Below are 21,568 nucleotides of genomic sequence, written 5' to 3'. Positions count from 1 at the left end.
TGATGAAGAAGAAGGAGGAATACGTAAGCAGAACGGCCTAAAGACCGTTGTTTTCAACCATAGAATCTCCCACAGGGGCCGCGCAGTTCTTGAGGTCTGCGCGGCCCCTATGGGAGCTGGCTTGCCGGCGATGGCTGCAAATCACAAGCAAAGCAAAAACAAGAGCGCGGGGTTATGGCTGCGATGCAATCGCCTTCTCGATCGCCGCCTTGAACTCAGGATCATCCGGTTTGGTCAGGCTGGAGAAGTTGGCAATCACCTTGCCTTTGCGGTCAACCACGTACTTGTAGAAATTCCACTTCGGAGCACTGCTCTGCTCCGCCAGCCCCACGAACAGCGGGATCGCATCTTTGCCCCGTACCGACTGGGTCTTGGTCATGGTGAACGTCACGCCATAATTGGCATAACAGACCTTGGCCGTCTTCTCGCTGTCAGCATCTTCCTGCTTGAAATCGTTGGACGGTACGCCGAGCATTTCCAGCCCCTGCTCGTTGTACTCTTTGTAGGTACTCTCGAGCCCCTCGAACTGCGGCGCAAACCCGCAATAACTGGCTGTGTTGATCACCACCAACGGCTTGCCGCCAAAACGCTGGCAAAGGTCGACCTCGCCCTTGCCACGCAACTCCGGCAGGCTGCCCTGCAGCAACGCCGGGCAATCCGCCGCCCAGGCAGAACCGGCAGCGAACATAACCAGCAACGGCATCATCAACCCATATGCACGCATCAAAAGACTCCTATGCAAGACGATCCTAGAACTTGCAGAGTAGCGCTTAACAAACACCCATGCCCAGTTGCATGAGGGCCATACCGCCCCGATGCCAGCCCCACCACGCCAGCACCAGCAGCAGCGCGCCCCCCAGGGCCAGCAACCCGCCAGCCAGGTAGCGGTTCATGCCGCGCGGGCCTGCAGACGGGCAACAGGCCGCTCACTCACCGGCCAATTGAGTGCTGCAGCCAGCAGACTGAGCAATATCGAAATCTGCCAGACAAGATCGTAATTGCCGGTACGGTCGTACACCACACCCCCAAGCCAACCGCCGAGGAAGGCACCCAGCTGATGGAACAGGAAGACAATGCCGCCCAGCATCGACAGGTTACGCACACCAAATAGCGTGGCCACGGTGCCGTTGGTCAACGGTACGGTCGAAAGCCACAGCAGGCCCATGGCAATGCCGAACAGATAGGCACTGAACTGGGTCACCGGTGCCCAGAGGAACAGCACGATCACCACCGCGCGCAACAGGTACAGTGCCGTGAGCAGGCGCGGCTTGGACATGCGCCCACCCAGCCAGCCCGCCGTGTAGGTACCTACGATGTTGAACAGCCCGACCAGCGCCAGCACGGTAGTACCGGTGGTTGCCGCCAGGTGCTGGTCGACCAGATAGGCCGGCAAGTGCACGCCGATGAATACCACTTGGAAGCCGCAGACGAAAAAGCCCAGCGCCAGCAGCCAGAAACCCGAGTGCGAGCAGGCTTCATGCAACGCCTGGCCCAACGTCTGTTCGCCACCGTGGGCAGGCAACGGGCGGTCACGCAGCAGCCCGACAAAGGGCACGATCAATGCCACCAGCAGGCCAAGCACCAGCAGCGCTGCCGACCAGCCAAGCCATTCGATCAGGCCCAGAGTGCCGGGCAGCATGGCAAACTGGCCGAACGAGCCTGCTGCGCTGGCAATGCCCATGGCCATGCTGCGTTTTTCAGCCGGTACCGCCCGGCCGACCACGCCCAGAATGACCGAGAACGAGGTGCCCGACAGGCCGATACCAATCAGCAGACCGGCACTGAGTGACAGCGACCAGGCCGAGTCGGCCGTACTCATCAGCAGCAAACCGGCGGCATACAAAATGCCGCCGATGATGACCACCCGCGCCGCGCCCAAGCGGTCGGCCAACGCGCCGGCAAACGGCTGCGCCAACCCCCAGATCAGGTTCTGCAGGGCGATGGCGAACGCGAAAACCTCACGGCCCCAACCAAAATCGGCGCTCATCGGCGCCAGGAACAAGCCGAAGCCGTGCCGGACACCAAGGGACAACGCCAAGATCAACGCCGCCCCCGCCAGTACCCACCCGCTGGTTCGCCAAACCGAAGTCATTGTCGTTATCTCCAGCACATCATAAGGTTATGCGGGTATATACCCGCTTTGAATCAAACTGGATCAAGCCAGTTGCGCCAGCAAGCGCACCAACTGGTCGCGCTGCCCTTCACCCAATCGCTGCACCAACGCCTGCTGTGCCAGCTCCCAGGCTGGGTAAGCTGCTTGCAGGCGGCTCGCCCCCGCGTCCGTCAACAGCACAACACGGTTGCGCTGGTCGTCCCCCTCAGCCAAGGCCACCAAGCCTTCGGCCTCCAGCACCCTCAGGTTGCGGCCAAGGGTGCTACGCTCCAGGCCCATGGCTTCAGCCAGGGTGGTGATACTCGGCCGGTCGAGGCGCTGCAGATGGCGCAGCAGGGAAAACTGGGCGACATTAATGCCAAAACCAACGAGGGCTTCGTCGTAATGCCGGCTCACCCCACGGGCAGCGCGACGCAGATGGGTGCAGATGCATTCACTGGTCAACATGATTACGTGTATATACCCGCACTATGGATGTTGCAAGAAGTTTCAATTGCGCCAAGCAGCCACTCAAGTCGCTAACGCCAGCCCCAACACCACGGTGAGCTCCAGCAACTCCAGCATCGCCCCGGCAGTATCGCCGGTTGTCCCGCCCAACCGCTGACACATCAATCGTCGCAACCACAAGAACACGCCAAGCGCCAGCGCCATCGGCCAGATCGCGCTCCAGCCGCCCAGCAGCAGGCACAGCAGCAGACTGCCCAGCAGCACCCAGCCAGCAGCCTGGTGCGGCAGGTGCTCGGCCAGCGCCTGCCCCAGGCCGCCCGGGCGCACGTAGGGCGTACCAAGGAACAGGCCAAGCATCGCCGCACGCCCCACCACCGGCGCCAGCACCAGCAGCGCACCTGCGCCGCGCTCGACCAGCACCCACAACGCACAGAACTTGAGCAGCAACACCAGCACCAGGGTCACCACCGCAATCGGCCCGCTGCGCGGATCCTTCATGATCTTAAGCGTGCGCTCGCGATCGCCGAACCCACCTAGCCAGGCATCAGCACTGTCTGCCAGGCCGTCCAGGTGCAGCGCACCGCTGAGCAGTACCCACAGCGTCAACAGCAACGCCGCGTGCAAAGGTGCCGGCGCGCCTTGCAACAGATGGCTGGCAAGCCACAGCAGCAGGCCGAACAGCAGGCCGACCAGTGGGTAGCACAGCAGTGAGCGCCCCATTTCGCGTGGTTCGGGCATCCCCGACAAGCGTACCGGCAGGCTGCTGAGGAACTGCAGGGCAATCCAGAACGGCAGCATCTCAGCCCACCTCTTCCAGTTGCCCATCTTCATGCAGCCGCAGGCCCATCAGCGCGCCGTGCCCCACTTCGACCTGCAGCAATTGCTCTTTGGGCAGACCACGGGCACGTGCCAGCAGCAGGCGTATGACGCCACCGTGGGTGACCAGCAACACCCGCTTGCCGGCATGCTGCTGGTGCAGGCGGGCGACAGCACCCAGCACCCGCTCAGCGAAGGCACTGACGGCCTCACCGCCGGGCGGCGTGTAGCTGTAAGGATCGGCCCAGAAACGCCCGAGCTCATCCGCTTGCGTCTGCATGATCTGCAAGGCGCTGCGCCCTTCCCACTCACCGAAATGCAACTCTTGCAGATCGGCCTCGCGCTGCACCATCAAACCCAGCCGTTCACCCAGCTCATCGGCAAACCGCGCACAGCGCTGCAAGGGTGAGCTGACCAGTACGTCCCAAGCGGCGCGATCACCCAAGGCACTGCGCATCTGCGCCCAGCCCAGCTCGGTGAGAGCATCGTCCAGGCTGCCGCGCAAGCCGCCACCCTGTTCGGTTTCGCCGTGGCGCAGCAGGTCGAGGATCATACCGGGCGGTCCGCTACGGCTGCTTCGGCAAAGGTCGCCATCTGCCCGTGCAGCACGCAGGCCAGGCGCAACAGTGGCACCGCCAGCGCCGCACCGCTGCCCTCGCCCAGGCGCAGGCCCAGGGCCAGCAGCGGCTCGGCCTGCAAGGCATCGAGCAACGCCTTGTGCCCTGGCTCGGCACCTTGGTGGGCAAACAGCAACCAGGCCCGGCACTGCGGGTTGAGGCGCACGGCTACCAGCGCGGCGACGCTGCAGATGAAACCGTCCACCAGCACTGCAATGCCCTGCTGTGCACAGGCCAGATAGGCGCCGGCCAGAGCGGCGATCTCAAAACCACCCACACAGCCCAGCGCCTGCAGCGGGTCGTCGGCACGCAGGCCATGCAGCACCAGGGCACGCTCGATCACTTCAGCCTTGTGGCGTACGCCAGCGGTGTCCAGGCCAGTGCCCGGGCCACTCAGCTCGCGCGCCGGGCAGCCCAGCAGCGTGCTGGCCAGCGCCGCAGCAGCCGTGGTGTTGCCGATGCCCATCTCGCCACCGATGAACAGCTGCGCGCCGCTCTGGGCAGCGCGCAGGACGCTGTCTCGGCCGGCTTGCAGGGCTGAGCGCAGCTGCACCTCGGTCATCGCCGGCTGGCGGGCGAAGTTGGCGGTACCGCTCCCCAGGCGCAGGTGGCGAACACCCGGCAATTCCAGATGTGGGTCGATGGTGCCGAGATCGACCACTTCCAGGCTTGCCTGCAGTTGGCGCGCCAGCACGCTGATCGCCGCGCCGCCGCCGACGAAATTGCGCAGCATCTGCCCGGTCACCGCCTGCGGATAGGCCGAAATACCCTCCTCGACCACGCCATGATCACCGGCGAAAATAGTGATGGCGACCTGATCCAGGTTCGGTCGTTCAACCCCCTGCAGCCCGGCCAGGTGCACTGCCAGGGCTTCCAGCTGGCCGAGCGATCCGGCAGGTTTGGTCAGCTGCTGTTGACGGGCGCGGGCCTGGTCCATGGCGGCGGTATCGAGAGGTTGGCAGGCGTCACGCCACCAGGTCGGGTTCATAGAGCAGGTCCTTTGAGCATCAGGGGCAGGCCGGCGACGGTGAGTACCACCCGCTGGCAACGTTCGGCGACGGCCTGGTGCAGCCAGCCGGCCTGGTCGACATAGCGCCGGGTCAGCTCGCCCATGGGCACTACGCCCAGGCCGGTTTCATTGCTGACCAGAATGATCACGCCGGGCAATTGCACCAGGCAGTCGAGCAATGCATCGCGCTCTTGGGCCAGGCGCTGAACGTCATCGAGCATCAGCAGATTGGTCAGCCACAGGGTCAGGCAGTCCACCAGCAGGCAGCGCCCCTCAGCCGCTTCGGCACGCAGCACGCCAGCCAGGGCGAGCGGCTCTTCGATCAGCGCCCAATCGCTTGGCCGGCGCTGGCGGTGCAGGCGTACCCGTTCGTTCATTTCGCCATCCAGGGGTTCGCTGGTGGCGATATAGGTCACCGGCAGGCCGCTGTCGGCTGCCAATTGCTCGGCCAGGCGGCTCTTGCCCGAGCGGGCACCGCCGAGGATCAGGTTGCGCATGTCAGGCGACCCCACAAAGTTTTCGCAGATGCGCGGTGTCCAGGTGCTTTTCCACCAGGTCGGCCAGGCGCTCGATATCCCGCTCGCGCAGGGCCTCATAATCGATCTGCTGCACGTCCGCCAGGCCCGCCCAGCGCAGCAGCGCTGCGCACGACTGGCTGCCTTCGAACAGGCCATGCAGGTAAGTGGCGAGGATCTGCCCGTCGGCACTGATGGCGCCGTCGCTGCGGCCATCGGCCAGTTGCACGGCAGGGCGCTGCAGCGCAGGGCCTTGCGTGACGCCGGCATGGATCTCGTAACCGGCCACGGGCGACTGTTCGAGGCTCAAAGCCCCCGCCACGTTGCGCAGCTGCTTCTGGGCCTCAAGCACCGTGGCGTAATCGAGCAGGCCCAGCCCCGGGCTGGACCCGGCAGGCCCCTCGAGGCCGAGCGGATCATGCACCTCACGGCCCAGCATCTGCAGGCCGCCACAGATACCGATGAGCTTACCGCCGTAGCGCAGGTGCCGGGCGATGGCGGTGTCCCAACCGCGCTCGCGCAGTTGCGCCAGATCGCCACGCACGCTTTTGGAGCCAGGCAGGATGATCAGGTCGGCAGGCGGAATCGGCTGGCCAGGGCCGATGAACTGCAGGTCCACCTGGGGGTGCAGGCGCAGCGGGTCGAAGTCGGTGTGGTTGCTGATGCGCGGCAGCACCGGCACGATCACCTTGAGCACGCGCTCATCCTTGGCCCCCTGGCGTACATCTATGCCGTCTTCGGCCTCCAGGTGCAGGTCGGTGACATAAGGCAGCACACCCAACACCGGCTTGCCCGTGCGCTGCTCCAGCCAGTCCAGGCCTGGCTGCAGCAGGGCAATGTCGCCACGGAAACGGTTGATGACGAAGCCCTTGACCCGGGCCTGCTCGGTCGGCGACAGCAGTTCCAGGGTACCGACCAGGTGGGCGAAGACGCCGCCGCGATTGATGTCGGCAACCAGAATCACCGGGCAGTCGACCGCTTCGGCAAAACCCATGTTGGCGATGTCACCCGCACGCAGGTTGATCTCGGCAGGCGAGCCCGCACCTTCGACCATCACCACCGGGTACTCGCCACTGAGGCGCTGATGGGAGGCCAGCACCGCCTGCATGGCGATAGCCTTGTAGTCGTGATAGGCCACCGCGTTCATGCTGGTGACCGCGCGGCCATGGATGATGACCTGGGCGCCGGTGTCACTGTTGGGCTTGAGCAGCACCGGGTTCATGTCGGTGTGCGGCGCCAGCCGGCAAGCCTGGGCCTGCACCGCCTGGGCGCGACCGATCTCGCCGCCGTCGGCAGTCACCGCGCTGTTGAGTGCCATGTTCTGCGGTTTGAACGGCACCACGGCCACCCCCTGGCGCAGCAGCCAACGGCACAGGGCGGTAACCAGCGTGCTCTTGCCGGCATCGGAGGTGGTGCCTTGCACCATGAGGGTGGTCATGCCGTTTCCTTCTGATAATCGGCCAGGGCCTGGGCCAGGCGCTGCTCTTCAGCGGCGCTGGCGGGCAGGCCCAGGCGCACGGCAGGTGGCTGTTCGAACAGGCGCACCAGGATGCCGCGGCGGGCAAGAAAGTCATGCAAGTGCGCTGCGTGCTCACAGCGTACGTACTGGAACAGGTCGCAACCACCCGCTGGTGTCAGGCCGGTGCTTTCCAGCAGCGTGGCAAGCCGTTGGCTGGCGTGGGCACAGCGCTCGATCTGCAGCGGGTGCGCTGCCAGGTTGGCGAAACACGCCTGGGCCAGCACCCGGGTCGGGCCGCTGACGGTCCATGGGCCAAGCAGGTCGGCCAGGCGCCGCAACAACGGCAGTTCGGCCGCCACGCAGCCCAGCCGCACACCCGCCAGGCCAAAGAACTTGCCGAACGAGCGCAGCACAATCAGCCCCGGCCGGTCGGCACAACCGACCACGCTGTGCTCGGGCGTGTTGTCCATGAAGGCTTCATCGACCACCAACCAGCCGCCACGCTCGGCCAAGCGGGCATGCCATGCAAGCAGGCGGTTGGGGGGCACGCGATGACCGGTCGGGTTGTTCGGGTTGACCAGCACCAGCACATCGAGGCTGTCCAGATACGCCTCGACCAGGCTTTCATCCAGCTCGATCAGCTGATGCCCGGCCCGTTGCCAGGCCTGCGGATGCTCGGCATAACACGGCGACAGCACCCCCACGCGACCGCTCGGGCGCAGATGCGGCAGGGCCTGGATCGCTGCTTGCGAGCCCGCTACCGGCAGCAACTGGCCAACACCGTAATACTGTCGGGCCGCCTCTTCGAGACCGTCTTCGGTCTCGGGCAGTCGCGCCCAGGCGTGCGCCGGGATCGGCGGCACCGGGTAAGCCCACGGCGCAATACCGCTGGACAGGTCGAGCCAGTCCTCCCGTGCAATCCCGTATTGCCGTACTGCCTTGAGCAGTCGGCCGCCATGTTCAAGCATTGCAGTAAGCTCCCACGCAGATCACCAGCAACCACAACCACACGCCACGCTGCACCAGGGCCCAGCCGCGCTCGATGGCACCGGCATCGGCCATCGGCCCTTCGCCCAGGCGCGGGCGCTCGTGCAGCTCGCCGTGATACACCGCCGGGCCACCGAGTTCGACACCCAGCGCACCGGCACCGGCCGCCATCACCGGCCCGGCGTTGGGGCTGTCCCACAACGGCCCCTGGTTGCGCCAGCAGGCCAGGGCCAGGCGGGTTTTGCCGAGCAAGGCGTAGGTCAGTGCCACCAGCCTTGCGGGAACATAGTTGAGTACATCGTCGATGCGCGCCGCGCACCAGCCGAAGCGTTCAAAACGTTCATTGCGGTAGCCCCACATGGCATCCAGAGTATTGCTCAGGCGGTACAGGACCACGCCCGGAGCGCCGGCCACGATGAACCAGAACAGCGCGGCGAACACCGCATCGCTGCCGTTCTCCAGCACCGATTCGGTTGCGGCCCTGGCCACGGCCGGCTCATCCAGCTCGCGGGTCTCGCGGCTGACCAGGTAACCGACGCGGCGCCTCGCCTCCTCCAGATCACCCTGGCGCAAGGCACTGGCTACCGGCAGCACATGCTCGCCAAGGCTGCGCAGGCCCAGCGCGCAATACAGCGCCAGCACGTCTACCAGCCAGCCAATATAGGGCAGCCAGGAGAGAATCAGCGCCACCAGGGTCAAGGGCACCACTGCCAGGAACCAGGCACTCACGCCATGGCTGCGCCAACCGCGCCCACCGGCATTCAGGCGCTGCTCCAGGCTCGACGCCAGGTTACCGAAGGCCACCAGCGGATGGCGCCGCTTCGGCTCGCCGAACAATGCATCCAGGGCCACGCCGGCCACGGTCAGCAAGGCGACGCTCATGGGCGCTCTCCCCATTGGTTTTCATAGAGCATGTCGCTCAGGGGCCGTGCTTCGGCCCAGTTTTCCATCACCAGCATGGGTGCCGGATAGAATTCGGCGACAGGCCCCAGGCACAGCACCGCCACCGGTTTGGCACCGGCAGGCATCCCCAGCAGCGCGGCCAGTGCCTGTGGGTCGAACAGCGAGACCCAGCCCAGCCCCAGCCCTTCAGCGCGGGCCGCCAGCCACAGGTTCTGAATGGCGCAGGCGAGCGAGGCGAGGTCCATTTCGGGCAAGGTCCGGCGGCCGAAAATGTGTGGCTCGCGGTTATCCATCAACGCCGCCACCAACACTTCGGCGCAGTCGTTGATGCCTTCTACCTTGAGCTTCATGAAATCGCCGGTGCGCTCGCCCAAGGCGTGTGCAGTGCGCACCCGCTCCTCCTCCACCAACGCCTGAATACGCCCGCGCAGCTCACTCTGACTGATGCGAATGAAACGCCAAGGCTGCATCAGGCCAACGCTGGGGGCCTGGTGCGCGGCAGCGAGCAGGCGGCCGAGCACTTCAGGCGCAACGCTGCCGCCGGCGAAGTGGCGCATGTCGCGGCGCTCGCCGATTGCCCGGTAGACGGCCGCGCGTTCGGCATCACTGAAGGCGTGCTCGCTCATGGCCGCAACAGCGCTGCCGCCGCCTCAGGGTTGGAGGGGAAATAGAAGTGCACATAGGATGCAGTGAGCCGCCCAAGGCGATAGACCGCCTCGTTGCCGCGCCCGCCGTTGGGGCTCAGGCCGCGGGCAATGGGCTGCAGTTCGGTGCTGGTCAGCGAGTGGTGGTAGGTGTGGCCGCGCAGGGTGCCTTCGGGCAGTTCCACAGCCTGCAGGGCCAGCGCCGCCAGGCGTTTCTGCATGGTCGCCTCGCCGGGCAGCAGGCCAAGTAGCGCTGCACGCTCACCGGCCACATCGGTCAGGGCATCGAGCAGGTAAAGCATGCCGCCGCACTCGGCCAGCAACGGCTTGCCTGCCCCGTGGTGCGCACGGATCGCGGCGCACATCGGTGCGTTGGCGGCCAGCGCATGGTGATGCAGCTCAGGGTAGCCGCCCGGTAGGTACAGGCTGTCCACGACGGGCAGCTCGCGGTCGTGTAGCGGCGAGAAGAACGCCAGCTGTGCGCCCAGGTTGCGCAGCAGGTCGAGGTTGGCGCCGTAGGTGAAGGCAAACGCTTCGTCCCGGGCGATGCCAATGCGCACACCCGCCAGCGAGGCGGTGCAGGACGGTACGTCCGGCGCGGCGAATGCCACCGGCGGCGGCAATGCGGCATCGCAGCTGCTGCCCAGTGCTTGGGCGGCAGCGTCCAGGCGCGCATCCAGGTCATTCAGCTCGCTGGCCTGAACCAACCCCAAGTGGCGGCTGGGCAGCTCGATACCGCGCTCGCGCGACAGCCCGCCGTACCAGCGCAGGCCTTCGGTCAGGCTACCTTCGAGCAACTGCGCATGGCGCAGGCTGCCGACACGGTTGGCTAGCACGCCAGCGAACGGCAGGTCGGCCTGGTAGCGCGCCAGCCCCAGGGCCAGTGCACCAAAGGTCTGGGCCATGGCCGTACCATCGATCACGGCAAGAACCGGCACGCCGAAGTGGCGCGCCAGGTCGGCACTGGAAGGGGTGCCGTCGAACAGGCCCATAACGCCCTCGATCAGGATGAGGTCGGCCTCACCCGCAGCGTCCCACAGCAGGCGCCGGCTTTCCTGCGCACCGATCATCCACAAGTCGAGCTGGTACACCGGCGCCCCGCTGGCACGCTCGAGGATCATCGGGTCGAGAAAATCAGGCCCGCATTTGAATACACGGACCTTGCGCCCCAGGTTACGGTGCAAGCGGGCCAGAGCCGCGGTCACGGTGGTCTTGCCCTGGCCAGATGCCGGTGCTGCGATCAGAACGGCTGGGCAGTGGCGCGCCTGACTCACAGTTCGACGCCCTTCTGCGCGCGAATACCCGCCTGGAAGGCATGCTTGAGCATGCCCATCTCGGTGACGGTGTCGGCCAGCTCGACCATTTCGGGCTTGGCCGCGCGGCCAGTGACGATCACATGCTGCATGGGGGGACGCGCCTGGATGTCGCCTAGCACCTGATCGAGGTCGAGGTAGCCGTGCTTGAGGGCGATGTTCAGCTCGTCGAGCACCACGAACTGGACGCTCGGGTCCTGCAGCAGCTGGCGCGAAACCGCCCAGGCTGCCTCAGCAGCGGCGATGTCGCGCTGGCGGTCCTGGGTTTCCCAGGTAAAGCCTTCGCCCATCACGTGGTAGCGCACCTGCTCGGGGAAGCGCCGGAAGAACAGCTCCTCGCCGGTGCTGTTGCGGCCCTTGATGAACTGCACCACACCACACTGCATGCCATGGCCCAGGGCGCGGGCGAGCATGCCGAACGCCGAGCTGCTCTTGCCCTTGCCATTGCCGGTCAGCACCAGCAGCAGGCCGCACTCATTAGGGGAATTGGCGATGCGCTCGTCGATGATCGCCTTCTTGCGCTGCATGCGCGCCAGGTGGCGTTCGTCGCGTTCGGTGGTTTCGCTCATGGGGGTCTCCGCAGGCTGTCGCCCCGCAAAATACGGCGACAGGTCGATAGGCGGGCAGACGGAGAACGCGCAGGAGCCGTGGCCAGACGCCACGGTGCACCGCGCATCACCCTCCGTGATGCCGTTGGCAGTGACAGGCCGGTCTCCGGGCTCGTGAGCGGGCGTTAGCCCGGGCCTGCGCGCCTTCCCGGATACTGTCACCCAGTGGCCGTGCGCGGCTTTTGACTCACCTACCGTTGCGGGGGCAGCGCCGGACTCGCACCTTGCAGGCGCACACCGGCTTCCCAGTTTCACCCTGCCCAGACGGGCTGGCAGGGCACCTGAAACACGCGCGAAGGTTAGAGTGTTGCATCGGGAGCGTCAATCGAAGGGGGGGACTTGGCGGCGATCTTGTGTCGGTTTCATTGGCCCCATCGCCGGCAAACCGGCAATGGGGCCCTCAGCCTCAGCGACGAATCAGCGCCAGCACCGCATCGGTCACCTCGCGAGTGGTCGCCTTGCCTCCCAGGTCCGGGGTGTGCACACCACTTTCGGTCACGGCCTCGATGGCCGCCATCAGTTCACGAGCGGCGCCCTGCTCACCGAGGTGCTCAAGCATCATGACCGCCGTCCAGAAGGTCGCGATGGGGTTGGCCACGCCCTTGCCGGTGATATCGAACGCCGAACCGTGGATGGGCTCGAACATCGACGGGAAGTCACGGTTCGGGTTGAGGTTGGCTGTAGGCGCGATGCCCAGGCTGCCGGATAACGCGGCGGCCAGGTCCGAAAGAATGTCGGCATGCAGGTTGGTGGCAACCACGACATCCAGTTGCTCCGGCTTGAGGACCATGGTTGTGGTCACAGCGTCCACCAGCTCGCGAGTGGTGCGCACATCCGGATAGTCCTTGGCCACCTCTTCGAACACTTCATCCCACAGCACCATACCGTGGCGCTGTGCGTTGGACTTGGTCACCAGCGTCAGGTGCTTCGCCGGCCGCGTGCGGGCCAGATCGAAAGCAAAGCGGTGAATGCGCTCGATACCGACACGCGTGAACGTCGAGACCTCGGTCGCTACTTCGATCGGCAGGCCTTGATGGACACGACCGCCACTACCGGAGTATTCCCCTTCGGAGTTCTCGCGCACGATCACCCAGTCGATAGCCTTACCCTTGGCCAAGGGGCTGCTCACCCCTGGCAGCACGCGGGCGGGGCGCACATTGGCATACTGATCGAAGCCTTGGCAGATCGGCAGGCGCAGGCCCCACAGTGACACATGGTCCGGCACAGCCTGGCTGCCCACGGCACCGAAGAAAATCGCGTCGAAGCGCTTGAGTTGCTCCAGCCCGCCTTCTGGAATGTACTGACCTTCACGCAAGTAGCGTTCCGAGCCCCAATCGAAATGCTCGAAATCAATGGCGAAATTACCCCGTTTGGCAGCAAGCGCCTGTAGCACCTCGACCCCCGCCGCGATGACCTCGACGCCGATGCCATCACCCGCAATTGCCGCAATCTTGTAGCTGCTCATGTCTGGACTCCATTTCTTGTTGTGGCCCGCCGGGGTTGTGCTGGCGGGGATGAGCCGAGTATATGTAGTGAAGCCAGGGCAGCAGTTAACCCTGATTTACCTCTTAAGTAACCATGGGTTAATGATGAATCCGACACAGGACCTGGGCTTCTTCCACCTGTTGGCCAAGCAAGGCAGCCTGGCCGCAACCGCGCGTGAACTGGGCGTTACACCGCCAGCGGTGAGTAAACGTCTGGCTGCGCTGGAGGCACGCCTGGGCGTGCGCCTGGTCAACCGCACTACCCGCTCGATGAGCCTGACCGCCGAGGGTGAGCTGTACGTTGCCCACGCGGCGCGCATTCTTGCTCAGGTCGACGAAGTGGAGCAGCTGATCGGCAGGCACCGCGCCGAGCCCAAAGGCTTGATTCGGGTGAACGCCTCGCTGGGGTTCGGCCGCCGTTACATTGGCCCGGCATTGGCCGACTTCTATGCCCGCTACCCGGACATCGAAGTGCAGCTGGAGATCAGCGACCACCCGCTGGACCTGGCCAGCCACGGCTTTGACCTGGGGATTCGCTTCGGCACCTTGCCTGATGCCTCCTTTCATGCCCGCAAGATCGCCTCCAACCGCCGCCTGCTGTGCGCCTCGCCGCTGTACCTGGAGAAGCACGGGGCGCCAACCAAGCTGTCGGACCTGGCCCAGCACAACTGCATTTTCCTGCGCCAGAACGAGTCGCCCTATGGGGTATGGACCTTCACCAATGGCGGCCGCACCCAGAACATCAAAGTACAGGGCGCACTCAGCTGCAACGACGGTGAAGTAGCACTGAACTGGGCACTGCAGGGCCATGGCATCCTGCTGCGCGCCGAGTGGGACATCGCCCGCTATGTGCGTAGCGGGCGTCTGAGGCTTTTACTGGAGGACCAGACCCCCACCCGCGCCGACGTCTATGCGGTTTACCCGCAGCAACTGCACTTGTCGGCACGGGTAAGGCGCCTGATCGACTTTCTGATCGAGCGGTTCGAGCGTATCGACCACCTTGAGCTGGAAGAGGTCAGCTGAACCGACTGCACAGGATTCATGGGCGTCCTGATAGCGGTACGCAGGGTGCGAAGGCACCTTCGCACCTGGCCCAGATCAAGGGTTATGCGCCAGATGCCCTTGAGTGATCACCCGTTTTGCCTGCAGGTAGGCCTTGGACCAGTAACTGTTGGACAGGTAATCCAGACGTACAGTGCCGCCGGTGGACGGAGCATGCACGAAACGCCCTTCGCCCACGTAGATACCGGCGTGGCTCACCTGCGAGCCACCGCTGGTAGCGAAGAACACCAGGTCGCCCGACTGCAGTGAGTGGACATCCACGGTCGGAGCACGCATGACGATCATTTCTCGCGTGGAGCGAGGCAGGCTGATACCCGCCGCATCCCGGTAGACGTAGTTGATTAAGCCACTGCAATCGAAACCGGAATCGGGTGTGTTACCCCCCCAGCGATACGGCGTACCCACCAGGCCAATTGCGCGGATCAGCACGTCGTCGGCAACCGGGGACGCAGAGGGTTGGCTGTACGAGATCTGTGGCTGTACCACAGGCGCCGGTGCCGGGGCACGGCCGGAGCAGGCGGCAAGCAATGCCACCAGGGAAAGGAGTGCGAAGCGCGCCATCATCACCATGGCCAGAACGTCCTGTCTGAGATCGCTGGGCTGCAACCGAAAAGTGTTGAGAATTTAGATTAGACGCATTCTGTAAATGCGCACGGCGACGAGCTTTTTAAGCATCGTCGCCGCGGCAGGGTACATCATTTTGATATCAGTTGCGTGCGATATTGCTCGCTGGCGCCATGGCCAAGGCGCGCTTGGCTTCGATGAAGGTCTTGCTCCAGTAGCGATCACCGAGGTTGTCGATGCGCACACCACCGCTGCGGCGGCTGCTGGAGTGGATGAACTGGTTGTCACCCAGATAGATGCCGGCATGGCTGACACGGCCACGGCCATTGGTGCTGAAGAACAGCAGATCACCCGGCTTGAGCTTGTTGCGGGCAACCTTGGGCGCATCGACGTTGATCATTTCGCGGGTCGAGCGCGGCAGGTTCATGCCGGCCTCTTCGCGGAACAGATAGCCGATGAAACCGCTGCAATCGAAGCCGGACGCCTGCGAGGTACCCCCGAAGCGGTAACGGGTGCCGATCAGCGACATGCCGCGCTCAAGGATGCTGTCGGCCAATACTGGCAACTGGTAAGGCTTGCTGTTGCTGGAGAACGCCTGAAGGTCATCTTCAGTGGCCAGCTCTTCCTGCTCGCCGAAGACGGACGATACCGAAGCCTTGGCCTTGGGCGCCGACTGGGAGGCGACCGGGGTGTGATCCTGGGGCTGGGAAACAGGGCCTTGGGCCGCGCAACCAATCAGCAGGGTCACGAGTGCGAGGGGCACGAGGGGTGCGAAGCGCTTGAGCATGGGCACGACCGTGTCTGTAGTCCTTTAGAAGGGGGAAACTATGCCTTCTATCAGGATCATTTGCAAATTTTATCGAAGAAGATGTGACTTTTTCGTTTTGCCGCTCAAAGCCCCGTATTTACGGGCTTACCAGCCGAGCGTTTCTTTCAGGAACGGGATGGTCAGCTTGCGCTGCGCTTGCAACGAAGCCTGATCGAGCCGCTCGAGCAGGTCGAACAGTGCACTCATGCTGCGCGTACCCCGGGTGAGGATGAAATGGCCGACTTCGTCGGTCAGGTGCAGGCCACGGCGCGAGGCGCGCAATTGCAGCGCGCGCAACTTGTCTTCGTCAGACAGGCCGCGCATCTGGAACACCAGCGCAAGGGTCAGGCGGGACTTGAGGTCGGGCAGTCTGATCGGCAGCTCGCGCGGCGAAGCCGATGCCGCCAGCAGCAGGCGCCGGCCGCTGTCGCGCAGGCGGTTGAACAGATGGAACATCGCCTCTTCCCACTCCGCCTTGCCGGCAATCACGTGCAAGTCGTCGATGCACACCAGTTCGTACTGCGCCAGGTAATCGAGCAACCCGATGCCCCGTTCGAGCAACTGCGCCAGCGGCAGGTACACAGCGGCTTCGCCACGCTGCTGGAAGCGGTGTGTGGCGGCCTGCAACAGATGGCTACGGCCGACACCCTGCTTGCCCCACAGGTAGATGAGGCTCTCGGTCCAGCCGGCGTCGGCTTCGCACAGCCGCTCGACGTAGCCCAATGCCGCTGCATTGGCGCCCGGATAGTAGTTGATGAAGGTGGCGTCATCGCGCAGGCGCACACCCAGGGGCAACTGGATCGGTGGTTTCATGCTCGCGGGCGGTCGGGAGACCACAGGGGCCTAGGGTGATCGGTGTGCAAAGTCTATACCCGCAACGCGGGGGGCACAATCGCGAAGGCACGGAGCACAAGCAAAATCAACGAGTTGCAAGGCTGTCTGGCCTAAAGATCCGGGTCGACCTCCCCCGCGTACATGTCCGATTCCTTGTACAAGTCATGCACATGGCGCAGCAGCACCATGATCACTGCTGCCACCGGCAAGGCCAGCAGCACGCCGGTAAAGCCGAACAGTTCGCCCCCGGCAAGGATGGCGAAGATCACCGCCACCGGATGCAGGCCGATACGGTCCCCCACCAGTAACGGTGTCAGCACCATGCCTTCCAGCGCCTGGCCGACCATGAACACTGCAACGATGCCCAGCATCGGGTACAGATCACCGCCAAACTGGAACAGCCCGGCCACCAGCGCCGCACCGATGCCAATGATGAAGCCCATGTAGGGCACGATGGCCGCCAGGCCGGCCAGCATGCCGATCAGCAGCCCCAGCTCCAGCCCCACCAGCATCAGCCCGGCGGAATAGATCACGCCGAGCGCCAGCATGACCATCAGTTGGCCACGCACGAAAGCCCCCAAGACCTCATGGCACTCTGCGGCCAGCCCGACCACCTGCGACTCGCGCTGGCGCGGCAGCAGGCTGCGCAACTTGGCCATCATCAGGTCCCAGTCGCGCAACAGATAGAAGCCCACCACCGGGATCAGCACGAAGTTCGCCAGCCAGGCCAGCAGCGCCAGGCTCGACGCGGTGGCTTGGGACAGCAGCATGCCGACGATGTCGGTGGTCTGGCCCATGTGCTCACTGACGGCGGCCTTGATCTTGTCGAACTTCCAGAACCCGTCGGCAAGGCCCAGGCGGCTCTGCACCCAGGGCAGCGCCACATGCTGCAACCAGTCGAGCATCTGCGGCGTCAGTTCGTACAGGCGCACCAGCTGCTTGGCCAGCATCGGGATCAGGATGAGCAGCAGAACCAGCAGGATCAAGGTAAACAGGCTGAATACCACCACTACTCCCCAAGTCCGCGACAGCCCCATACGCTCCAGGCGGTCGACCAGCGGATCGGCCAGATAGGCCAGCAGGATACCCACCAGGAAGGGTGAGAGGATGTTGTGCAAACCATAAAGAAGCAGGGCAATCAGTAGCGCGGCACCCAGCCAGATCCAACGGCGCATATCAGTCATGGTCGCTCTTCCTTACCAGCTAAAACGCAGGCCGTCGAACGGTTTGGGGGCTACGGCAGCCGTTGCAGGTTGCCCTGCCGCAGCCTCGGTTCCGACTGCAGGCGTAGCCGGGGACGGGACAGGAGGCGCCTGTTCAGCCGGGACCTCCTGCAACTTGGCCAGGCCCAGCTGCGCGCGCAACTGCTCAGCGTTGGCAGTGACGCCGTAGGTCAACGTCTTGCCATCGGCCATTTGCAGGCGTGGGCCGTAAGGTTCGAGAACGCGGTTCAGCTCGGCGTAGCGCTGCAGGTTCACGCCTTGCACCTGCACTTGCAACTGGCTGCTGGCGCCTGGCCGGGTCACGTAACGTGGCGCCAGGCGATTGCTGACGGCCAGCATCACGGCATCGGCCAATGCAGCCTGGTCGGCGCCTTCGGCGCTGCCTTGCTCGCGCTTGTCGCCCAGCCACAACTGCCATTTGCCTTGCCACTTGCCGTCGGCTTCAAGGGCGTGCACTGCCAACAGTGCGTCGGCGCCATAGCGCTCGGAGGCTTCGCGCAGTGGCGCCGGGTCGTTGCCTTCGAGCTGCTTGGCGTTGGCCACCAGTTGCTCCTGCAGGTCGGCCAGCGGCAGGCGCAATGGCAGGCCGCGGTGTTGGGCGGCACGGCGCAGGGACTGGGCGCTGGTCTGGCCATCGCCGACCAGGCTGCTACCCTCGACACTGTCGTTGAGCCACCAGCCGAGGATCGACGGCCGGTTGCTGCCCCACAGCGCCAACCCGGCCTTGCGCAATGCCCGCTCGGTGCTGCCCGGGTCGAACTCGACCATCACCGACTCAGGCGGGCCGGCCTCGGTACCGACCTGGTTGATGATCTGTTGCGGGTCCTTGCGCAGTTCGGCCAGCGCAGGGGTTTGCGGCGCCTTGGGGTCGCCGGTCAGGCGCAGCACCAACGTATCGAGCGCCTTGGTGGTAGCTGCAGTGCGGGCTTCAGCGCCCTGCCCTTCGAGCGGTTCGCGCACCTGATAGAGCCCGGCAACGTTTTCGGCCTGGGCGGCAATACTGACCAAGGCAAGGCAGCCGGCTGACAGATAATTGAGAAGACGCATTGAGGATTCCTGTCCAGTCGAGCTTCAAGCTGCAAGCTTCAAGCTGTAAGAAAAAGCAGTCAGAACCCAAGCGCTTTCGCTTGCGACTTGGGGCTCGCTGCTTGCAGCTTATACAGAAGGAACTGCATCAACCACCCGCGAGCCTTTTTCAGCAATTTACTGCCCTGCCCGTCGGCCTGAGGATGGCCGCTGCACGGCAACCCTGATAAAATCGCGCGCCTTCACAGACCTCTGACGTTTCAGGCAGCCGCCGCTCCCCAGCCGGCCTTGGCCGTCACGGTCGTTTTTACGAATCCCTCCCTCTTAAAGGCCTGGATCAATGAGCAAGCAACCCTCCCTGAGCTACAAGGACGCCGGTGTAGACATCGACGCCGGCGAAGCACTGGTCGAACGCATCAAGGGCGTGGCAAAACGCACCGCACGCCCTGAAGTCATGGGTGGCCTGGGTGGCTTCGGCGCCCTCTGCGAGATCCCGGCCGGCTACAAGCAGCCGGTGCTGGTCTCCGGCACCGACGGCGTCGGCACCAAGCTGCGCCTGGCGCTGAACCTGAACAAGCACGACAGCATCGGCCAGGACCTGGTCGCCATGTGCGTCAATGACTTGGTGGTCTGCGGCGCCGAGCCGCTGTTCTTCCTCGACTATTACGCCACCGGCAAGCTCAACGTCGACGTCGCCGCGACCGTGGTCACCGGCATCGGCGCCGGCTGTGAACTGGCCGGCTGCTCCCTGGTTGGCGGCGAAACCGCCGAAATGCCGGGCATGTACGAAGGCGAAGACTACGACCTGGCCGGTTTCTGCGTCGGCGTGGTTGAAAAGGCCGAGATCATCGACGGCTCCAAGGTCGCTACAGGCGACGCGCTGATCGCCCTGCCGTCTTCCGGCCCGCACTCCAACGGCTACTCGCTGATCCGCAAGATCCTCGAAGTGTCGGCGACCGACATCGAGAACACCCAGCTCGACGGTAAGCCGCTGACCGACCTGCTGATGGCGCCGACCCGCATCTACGTCAAGCCACTGCTGCAACTGATCAAGCAGACCGGCGCAGTCAAGGCCATGGCCCACATCACCGGTGGCGGCCTGCTGGACAACATCCCGCGCGTTCTGCCGAAAAACGCCCAGGCCGTGGTTGACGTGGCCAGCTGGCAGCGCCCTGCGGTATTCGACTTCCTGCAGGAAAAAGGCAACGTCGATGAGCACGAGATGCACCGTGTACTGAACTGCGGCGTGGGCATGGTCATCTGCGTGGCGCAGGACCAGGTCGAAGCAGCACTGAATGTTCTGCGCGCAGAAGGCGAGCAGCCTTGGGTCATCGGCCGCATCGAACAAGCCGCTGAAGGCGCTGCCCAGGTCGAGCTGCAAAATCTCAAGGCACACTGATGCCGAGCAAGCCCTGCAATGTAGTGGTACTGCTGTCGGGTTCCGGCAGCAACCTGCAAGCCTTGATCGACAGCAGCCGTGGTGAACACAGCCCGGTACGCATCGCTGCGGTGATTTCCAACCGTGCCGACGCCTACGGCCTGCAACGCGCGGCGGCGGCGGGTATCGCCACCGCCGTACTGGACCACACCGGCTTCGACGGCCGTGAAGCCTTCGATGCGGCGCTGATGGCGCGCATCGACGGCTTCGCGCCCGACCTGGTGGTGCTGGCTGGTTTCATGCGTATCCTCAGTGGCGGCTTTGTGCGCCACTACCAGGGCCGCCTGCTCAACATCCACCCGTCGCTGCTGCCCAAATACAAGGGCCTGCATACCCACCGACGGGCCTTGGAGGCAGGCGATGCCGAGCACGGCTGCAGCGTACACTTCGTCACCGAGGAACTCGATGGCGGCCCTCTGGTCGTACAGGCTGTGGTACCGGTATCGTCAGGCGATAGTGCTGAAAGCCTGGCCCAGCGGGTACACCAACAGGAACACCAGATCTACCCGCTGGCAGTGCACTGGTTTGCCGAGGGGCGCTTGCGCCTGGGCGAACAGGGTGCATTACTGGACGGCCAGCCACTGCCGGCCAGTGGTCATTTGATCCGACCCTAGGAGAATTTATGCGTCGCGCCCTGCTCTTGGCTCTCGCCGTGCTCGCCCTGCCCCTCCAGGCAGCCGACCTCAAACCCTTCTCGGCCAGCTACACCGCTGACTGGAAGCAACTCCCCATGAGCGGCACTGCCGAGCGCAGCCTGGTCAAGAATGCCAACGGTACATGGGACCTTAATTTCAAGGCCTCCATGATGATCGCCAGCCTGACCGAGCAAAGCACCCTGCGCATGGACAACGACACCCTCCTGCCGCAGAAGTATCACTTCGAGCGTGGCGGCCTGGGCAAAGCCAAGAAAGTCGACCTCACCTTCGACTGGAACGGCAAGAAAGTCACCGGCAGCGATCGGGGCGATGCCGTCAGCCTGCCGCTCAACCGCGGCGTGCTGGACAAGTCCTCCTATCAGCTGGCGCTGCAGCATGATGTGGCAGCCGGCAAGAAAAGCATGACCTACCAGGTGGTCGATGGTGACGAGATCGACACCTACGACTTCCGCGTGCTGGGCACCGAGAAAGTCACCACCAAGACCGGCCAGGTCGAGGCGGTCAAGGTCGAGCGCGTGCGCGACCCGAGCCAGAGCAAGCGCATCACCGAGCTGTGGTTCGCCAAGGACTGGGACTACCTGCTGGTACAGCTGCGCCAGGTCGAGACCGATGGCAAGGAGTATGTGATCGTGCTGCAGGATGGTACGGTCGATGGCAAGTCGGTCAAAGGCAACTAAGCCGCAGCCCGTAAGATCCGTAGCCCCGCCCTGTGCGGGGCTTCTTTTTGTCTGGGCAACATGAAACTTGTTTCATGGCCATTTTATTTACTTAGGCTGCTAACAAACTCTATAAAAGAAGTGCGCGACATAATGTCGCAACCAACTGAACAGTGGAGTTTAACGATGACAGTCCAAGTAACCGAACGCGACGAATCGAAAATGTCCCACGAAGGCCTGGCCGCTGGCGTGCGGATCTGGGATGTGCACCAGCAAGGCGAATTGGTCGGGATGTTCCACAACGAACACGAAGCCCACCAATATCGGGTAGAGCTTGAAGTGCTGGAAACCCAGCGCGCTGCGCAATGACCCACACAGTCTTTTGC

Annotated in this window: 25 protein-coding genes and 1 riboswitch; of the genes, 5 read left to right on the top strand and 20 right to left on the bottom strand. The window is 64.3% G+C overall.

Annotated elements, in window-relative coordinates; all coding sequences use genetic code 11:
• Positions 1–172: 172 nt before the first annotated feature.
• From ACW4TB_RS25435 to ACW4TB_RS25365, 15 genes are all read right to left on the bottom strand, one after another.
• Positions 173–724, bottom strand: coding sequence for a glutathione peroxidase (locus tag ACW4TB_RS25435; protein WP_042111225.1), 552 nt, complete (start codon positions 722–724; stop codon positions 173–175).
• A gap of 46 nt (positions 725–770) precedes the next feature.
• Positions 771–893, bottom strand: coding sequence for a hypothetical protein (locus tag ACW4TB_RS25430; protein ID WP_012313158.1), 123 nt, complete (start codon positions 891–893; stop codon positions 771–773).
• On the bottom strand, positions 890–2,092 hold the full coding sequence (locus ACW4TB_RS25425) for an MFS transporter (protein ID WP_279931419.1): 1,203 nt from the start codon (positions 2,090–2,092) through the stop codon (positions 890–892). Before ACW4TB_RS25425 ends, ACW4TB_RS25430 begins: the two co-directional genes overlap by 4 nt.
• A gap of 63 nt (positions 2,093–2,155) precedes the next feature.
• A complete protein-coding gene (locus ACW4TB_RS25420; RefSeq protein WP_012313156.1) occupies positions 2,156–2,560 on the bottom strand; it encodes a MarR family winged helix-turn-helix transcriptional regulator in 405 nt (134 codons plus the stop codon).
• A 63-nt stretch (positions 2,561–2,623) separates the two neighbouring features.
• Positions 2,624–3,358 carry an adenosylcobinamide-GDP ribazoletransferase gene (locus tag ACW4TB_RS25415; RefSeq protein WP_279931421.1) on the bottom strand — a complete coding sequence of 245 codons (735 nt, stop codon included), beginning with the start codon at positions 3,356–3,358 and terminating at the stop codon, positions 2,624–2,626.
• A gap of 1 nt (position 3,359) precedes the next feature.
• Positions 3,360–3,929, bottom strand: a complete 570-nt coding sequence (gene cobC, locus ACW4TB_RS25410; protein WP_279931423.1) for an alpha-ribazole phosphatase family protein — start codon at positions 3,927–3,929, stop codon at positions 3,360–3,362.
• The gene (gene cobT, locus ACW4TB_RS25405; protein WP_012313153.1) at positions 3,926–4,981 is read right to left on the bottom strand and encodes a nicotinate-nucleotide--dimethylbenzimidazole phosphoribosyltransferase; all 1,056 of its coding nucleotides are present in this window, start codon (positions 4,979–4,981) and stop codon (positions 3,926–3,928) included. Before cobT ends, cobC begins: the two co-directional genes overlap by 4 nt.
• Complete coding sequence (cobU, locus tag ACW4TB_RS25400) at positions 4,978–5,499, bottom strand: bifunctional adenosylcobinamide kinase/adenosylcobinamide-phosphate guanylyltransferase (protein ID WP_254467265.1); 522 nt, start codon at positions 5,497–5,499, stop codon at positions 4,978–4,980. Before cobU ends, cobT begins: the two co-directional genes overlap by 4 nt.
• A 1-nt stretch (position 5,500) precedes the next feature.
• Positions 5,501–6,955: a cobyric acid synthase gene (locus ACW4TB_RS25395; protein ID WP_012313151.1), complete on the bottom strand. Its 1,455-nt coding sequence runs from the start codon at positions 6,953–6,955 to the stop codon at positions 5,501–5,503.
• Positions 6,952–7,944, bottom strand: a complete 993-nt coding sequence (gene cobD, locus ACW4TB_RS25390; RefSeq protein WP_254467263.1) for a threonine-phosphate decarboxylase CobD — start codon at positions 7,942–7,944, stop codon at positions 6,952–6,954. Before cobD ends, ACW4TB_RS25395 begins: the two co-directional genes overlap by 4 nt.
• The gene (gene cbiB, locus ACW4TB_RS25385; protein WP_279931459.1) at positions 7,937–8,845 is read right to left on the bottom strand and encodes an adenosylcobinamide-phosphate synthase CbiB; all 909 of its coding nucleotides are present in this window, start codon (positions 8,843–8,845) and stop codon (positions 7,937–7,939) included. Before cbiB ends, cobD begins: the two co-directional genes overlap by 8 nt.
• A complete protein-coding gene (gene bluB / locus ACW4TB_RS25380) occupies positions 8,842–9,492 on the bottom strand; it encodes a 5,6-dimethylbenzimidazole synthase (RefSeq protein ID WP_012313148.1) in 651 nt (216 codons plus the stop codon). The genes cbiB and bluB overlap by 4 nt, the downstream gene beginning before the upstream one ends.
• Positions 9,489–10,784 carry a cobyrinate a,c-diamide synthase gene (locus ACW4TB_RS25375; protein ID WP_012313147.1) on the bottom strand — a complete coding sequence of 432 codons (1,296 nt, stop codon included), beginning with the start codon at positions 10,782–10,784 and terminating at the stop codon, positions 9,489–9,491. Before ACW4TB_RS25375 ends, bluB begins: the two co-directional genes overlap by 4 nt.
• The gene (cobO, locus tag ACW4TB_RS25370) at positions 10,781–11,392 is read right to left on the bottom strand and encodes a cob(I)yrinic acid a,c-diamide adenosyltransferase (protein ID WP_012313146.1); all 612 of its coding nucleotides are present in this window, start codon (positions 11,390–11,392) and stop codon (positions 10,781–10,783) included. The genes ACW4TB_RS25375 and cobO overlap by 4 nt, the downstream gene beginning before the upstream one ends.
• Positions 11,393–11,511: 119 nt before the next feature.
• A riboswitch (cobalamin riboswitch) is annotated at positions 11,512–11,731 on the bottom strand.
• A gap of 106 nt (positions 11,732–11,837) precedes the next feature.
• Positions 11,838–12,896: a tartrate dehydrogenase gene (locus tag ACW4TB_RS25365; RefSeq protein ID WP_254467261.1), complete on the bottom strand. Its 1,059-nt coding sequence runs from the start codon at positions 12,894–12,896 to the stop codon at positions 11,838–11,840.
• A 124-nt stretch (positions 12,897–13,020) separates the two neighbouring features.
• On the opposite strand from ACW4TB_RS25365, the gene ACW4TB_RS25360 reads away from it, so the two are divergent.
• Positions 13,021–13,938 carry a LysR family transcriptional regulator gene (locus tag ACW4TB_RS25360; protein WP_254467260.1) on the top strand — a complete coding sequence of 306 codons (918 nt, stop codon included), beginning with the start codon at positions 13,021–13,023 and terminating at the stop codon, positions 13,936–13,938.
• A gap of 75 nt (positions 13,939–14,013) precedes the next feature.
• Here the strand turns inward: ACW4TB_RS25360 and ACW4TB_RS25355 are convergent, their stop codons facing one another.
• The 5 genes from ACW4TB_RS25355 to ACW4TB_RS25335 form a co-directional block, all read right to left on the bottom strand.
• Positions 14,014–14,547 (bottom strand): C40 family peptidase, encoded by a 534-nt coding sequence (locus ACW4TB_RS25355; protein ID WP_012313143.1) that lies wholly within the window; start codon positions 14,545–14,547, stop codon positions 14,014–14,016.
• A gap of 136 nt (positions 14,548–14,683) precedes the next feature.
• On the bottom strand, positions 14,684–15,328 hold the full coding sequence (locus ACW4TB_RS25350; RefSeq protein WP_012313142.1) for a C40 family peptidase: 645 nt from the start codon (positions 15,326–15,328) through the stop codon (positions 14,684–14,686).
• A 126-nt stretch (positions 15,329–15,454) separates the two neighbouring features.
• Positions 15,455–16,162 (bottom strand): DnaA regulatory inactivator Hda, encoded by a 708-nt coding sequence (hda, locus tag ACW4TB_RS25345; RefSeq protein WP_012313141.1) that lies wholly within the window; start codon positions 16,160–16,162, stop codon positions 15,455–15,457.
• Between the two features lie 131 nt (positions 16,163–16,293).
• Complete coding sequence (locus ACW4TB_RS25340; protein WP_254467259.1) at positions 16,294–17,367, bottom strand: AI-2E family transporter; 1,074 nt, start codon at positions 17,365–17,367, stop codon at positions 16,294–16,296.
• A gap of 12 nt (positions 17,368–17,379) precedes the next feature.
• Positions 17,380–18,453, bottom strand: coding sequence for a DUF2066 domain-containing protein (locus ACW4TB_RS25335; protein ID WP_012313139.1), 1,074 nt, complete (start codon positions 18,451–18,453; stop codon positions 17,380–17,382).
• Between the two features lie 319 nt (positions 18,454–18,772).
• Between ACW4TB_RS25335 and purM the strand changes: the two genes are divergently transcribed.
• From purM to ACW4TB_RS25315, 4 genes are all read left to right on the top strand, one after another.
• Complete coding sequence (gene purM, locus ACW4TB_RS25330) at positions 18,773–19,831, top strand: phosphoribosylformylglycinamidine cyclo-ligase (RefSeq protein WP_012313138.1); 1,059 nt, start codon at positions 18,773–18,775, stop codon at positions 19,829–19,831.
• Positions 19,831–20,484, top strand: a complete 654-nt coding sequence (gene purN, locus ACW4TB_RS25325) for a phosphoribosylglycinamide formyltransferase (protein WP_012313137.1) — start codon at positions 19,831–19,833, stop codon at positions 20,482–20,484. Before purM ends, purN begins: the two co-directional genes overlap by 1 nt.
• 8 nt (positions 20,485–20,492) lie before the next feature.
• Entirely contained in the window at positions 20,493–21,203 is a 711-nt protein-coding gene (locus ACW4TB_RS25320) for a DUF3108 domain-containing protein (protein ID WP_012313136.1), read from the top strand.
• A gap of 165 nt (positions 21,204–21,368) precedes the next feature.
• A complete protein-coding gene (locus tag ACW4TB_RS25315) occupies positions 21,369–21,551 on the top strand; it encodes a hypothetical protein (RefSeq protein WP_012313135.1) in 183 nt (60 codons plus the stop codon).
• Positions 21,552–21,568: the final 17 nt, after the last annotated feature.

It is taken from the genome of Lelliottia jeotgali, from assembly GCF_977070485.1.
The sequence above is the reverse complement of the archived record's forward strand: the minus strand, read 5'-3'. Positions and strand labels throughout refer to the sequence as shown.

What these genes read in the sequence shown, in the direction of transcription:
- ACW4TB_RS25435 (WP_042111225.1), bottom strand. Translation starts at nt 724, where the DNA reads ATGCGTGCATATGGGTTGATGATGCCGTTGCTGGTTATGTTCGCTGCC.
- ACW4TB_RS25430 (WP_012313158.1), bottom strand. Translation starts at nt 893, where the DNA reads ATGAACCGCTACCTGGCTGGCGGGTTGCTGGCCCTGGGGGGCGCGCTG.
- ACW4TB_RS25425 (WP_279931419.1), bottom strand. Translation starts at nt 2,092, where the DNA reads ATGACTTCGGTTTGGCGAACCAGCGGGTGGGTACTGGCGGGGGCGGCG.
- ACW4TB_RS25420 (WP_012313156.1), bottom strand. Translation starts at nt 2,560, where the DNA reads ATGTTGACCAGTGAATGCATCTGCACCCATCTGCGTCGCGCTGCCCGT.
- ACW4TB_RS25415 (WP_279931421.1), bottom strand. Translation starts at nt 3,358, where the DNA reads ATGCTGCCGTTCTGGATTGCCCTGCAGTTCCTCAGCAGCCTGCCGGTA.
- cobC (WP_279931423.1), bottom strand. Translation starts at nt 3,929, where the DNA reads ATGATCCTCGACCTGCTGCGCCACGGCGAAACCGAACAGGGTGGCGGC.
- cobT (WP_012313153.1), bottom strand. Translation starts at nt 4,981, where the DNA reads ATGAACCCGACCTGGTGGCGTGACGCCTGCCAACCTCTCGATACCGCC.
- cobU (WP_254467265.1), bottom strand. Translation starts at nt 5,499, where the DNA reads ATGCGCAACCTGATCCTCGGCGGTGCCCGCTCGGGCAAGAGCCGCCTG.
- ACW4TB_RS25395 (WP_012313151.1), bottom strand. Translation starts at nt 6,955, where the DNA reads ATGACCACCCTCATGGTGCAAGGCACCACCTCCGATGCCGGCAAGAGC.
- cobD (WP_254467263.1), bottom strand. Translation starts at nt 7,944, where the DNA reads ATGCTTGAACATGGCGGCCGACTGCTCAAGGCAGTACGGCAATACGGG.
- cbiB (WP_279931459.1), bottom strand. Translation starts at nt 8,845, where the DNA reads ATGAGCGTCGCCTTGCTGACCGTGGCCGGCGTGGCCCTGGATGCATTG.
- bluB (WP_012313148.1), bottom strand. Translation starts at nt 9,492, where the DNA reads ATGAGCGAGCACGCCTTCAGTGATGCCGAACGCGCGGCCGTCTACCGG.
- cobO (WP_012313146.1), bottom strand. Translation starts at nt 11,392, where the DNA reads ATGAGCGAAACCACCGAACGCGACGAACGCCACCTGGCGCGCATGCAG.
- ACW4TB_RS25365 (WP_254467261.1), bottom strand. Translation starts at nt 12,896, where the DNA reads ATGAGCAGCTACAAGATTGCGGCAATTGCGGGTGATGGCATCGGCGTC.
- ACW4TB_RS25360 (WP_254467260.1), top strand. Translation starts at nt 13,021, where the DNA reads ATGAATCCGACACAGGACCTGGGCTTCTTCCACCTGTTGGCCAAGCAA.
- ACW4TB_RS25355 (WP_012313143.1), bottom strand. Translation starts at nt 14,547, where the DNA reads ATGGTGATGATGGCGCGCTTCGCACTCCTTTCCCTGGTGGCATTGCTT.
- ACW4TB_RS25350 (WP_012313142.1), bottom strand. Translation starts at nt 15,328, where the DNA reads ATGCTCAAGCGCTTCGCACCCCTCGTGCCCCTCGCACTCGTGACCCTG.
- hda (WP_012313141.1), bottom strand. Translation starts at nt 16,162, where the DNA reads ATGAAACCACCGATCCAGTTGCCCCTGGGTGTGCGCCTGCGCGATGAC.
- ACW4TB_RS25340 (WP_254467259.1), bottom strand. Translation starts at nt 17,367, where the DNA reads ATGACTGATATGCGCCGTTGGATCTGGCTGGGTGCCGCGCTACTGATT.
- ACW4TB_RS25335 (WP_012313139.1), bottom strand. Translation starts at nt 18,453, where the DNA reads ATGCGTCTTCTCAATTATCTGTCAGCCGGCTGCCTTGCCTTGGTCAGT.
- purM (WP_012313138.1), top strand. Translation starts at nt 18,773, where the DNA reads ATGAGCAAGCAACCCTCCCTGAGCTACAAGGACGCCGGTGTAGACATC.
- purN (WP_012313137.1), top strand. Translation starts at nt 19,831, where the DNA reads ATGCCGAGCAAGCCCTGCAATGTAGTGGTACTGCTGTCGGGTTCCGGC.
- ACW4TB_RS25320 (WP_012313136.1), top strand. Translation starts at nt 20,493, where the DNA reads ATGCGTCGCGCCCTGCTCTTGGCTCTCGCCGTGCTCGCCCTGCCCCTC.
- ACW4TB_RS25315 (WP_012313135.1), top strand. Translation starts at nt 21,369, where the DNA reads ATGACAGTCCAAGTAACCGAACGCGACGAATCGAAAATGTCCCACGAA.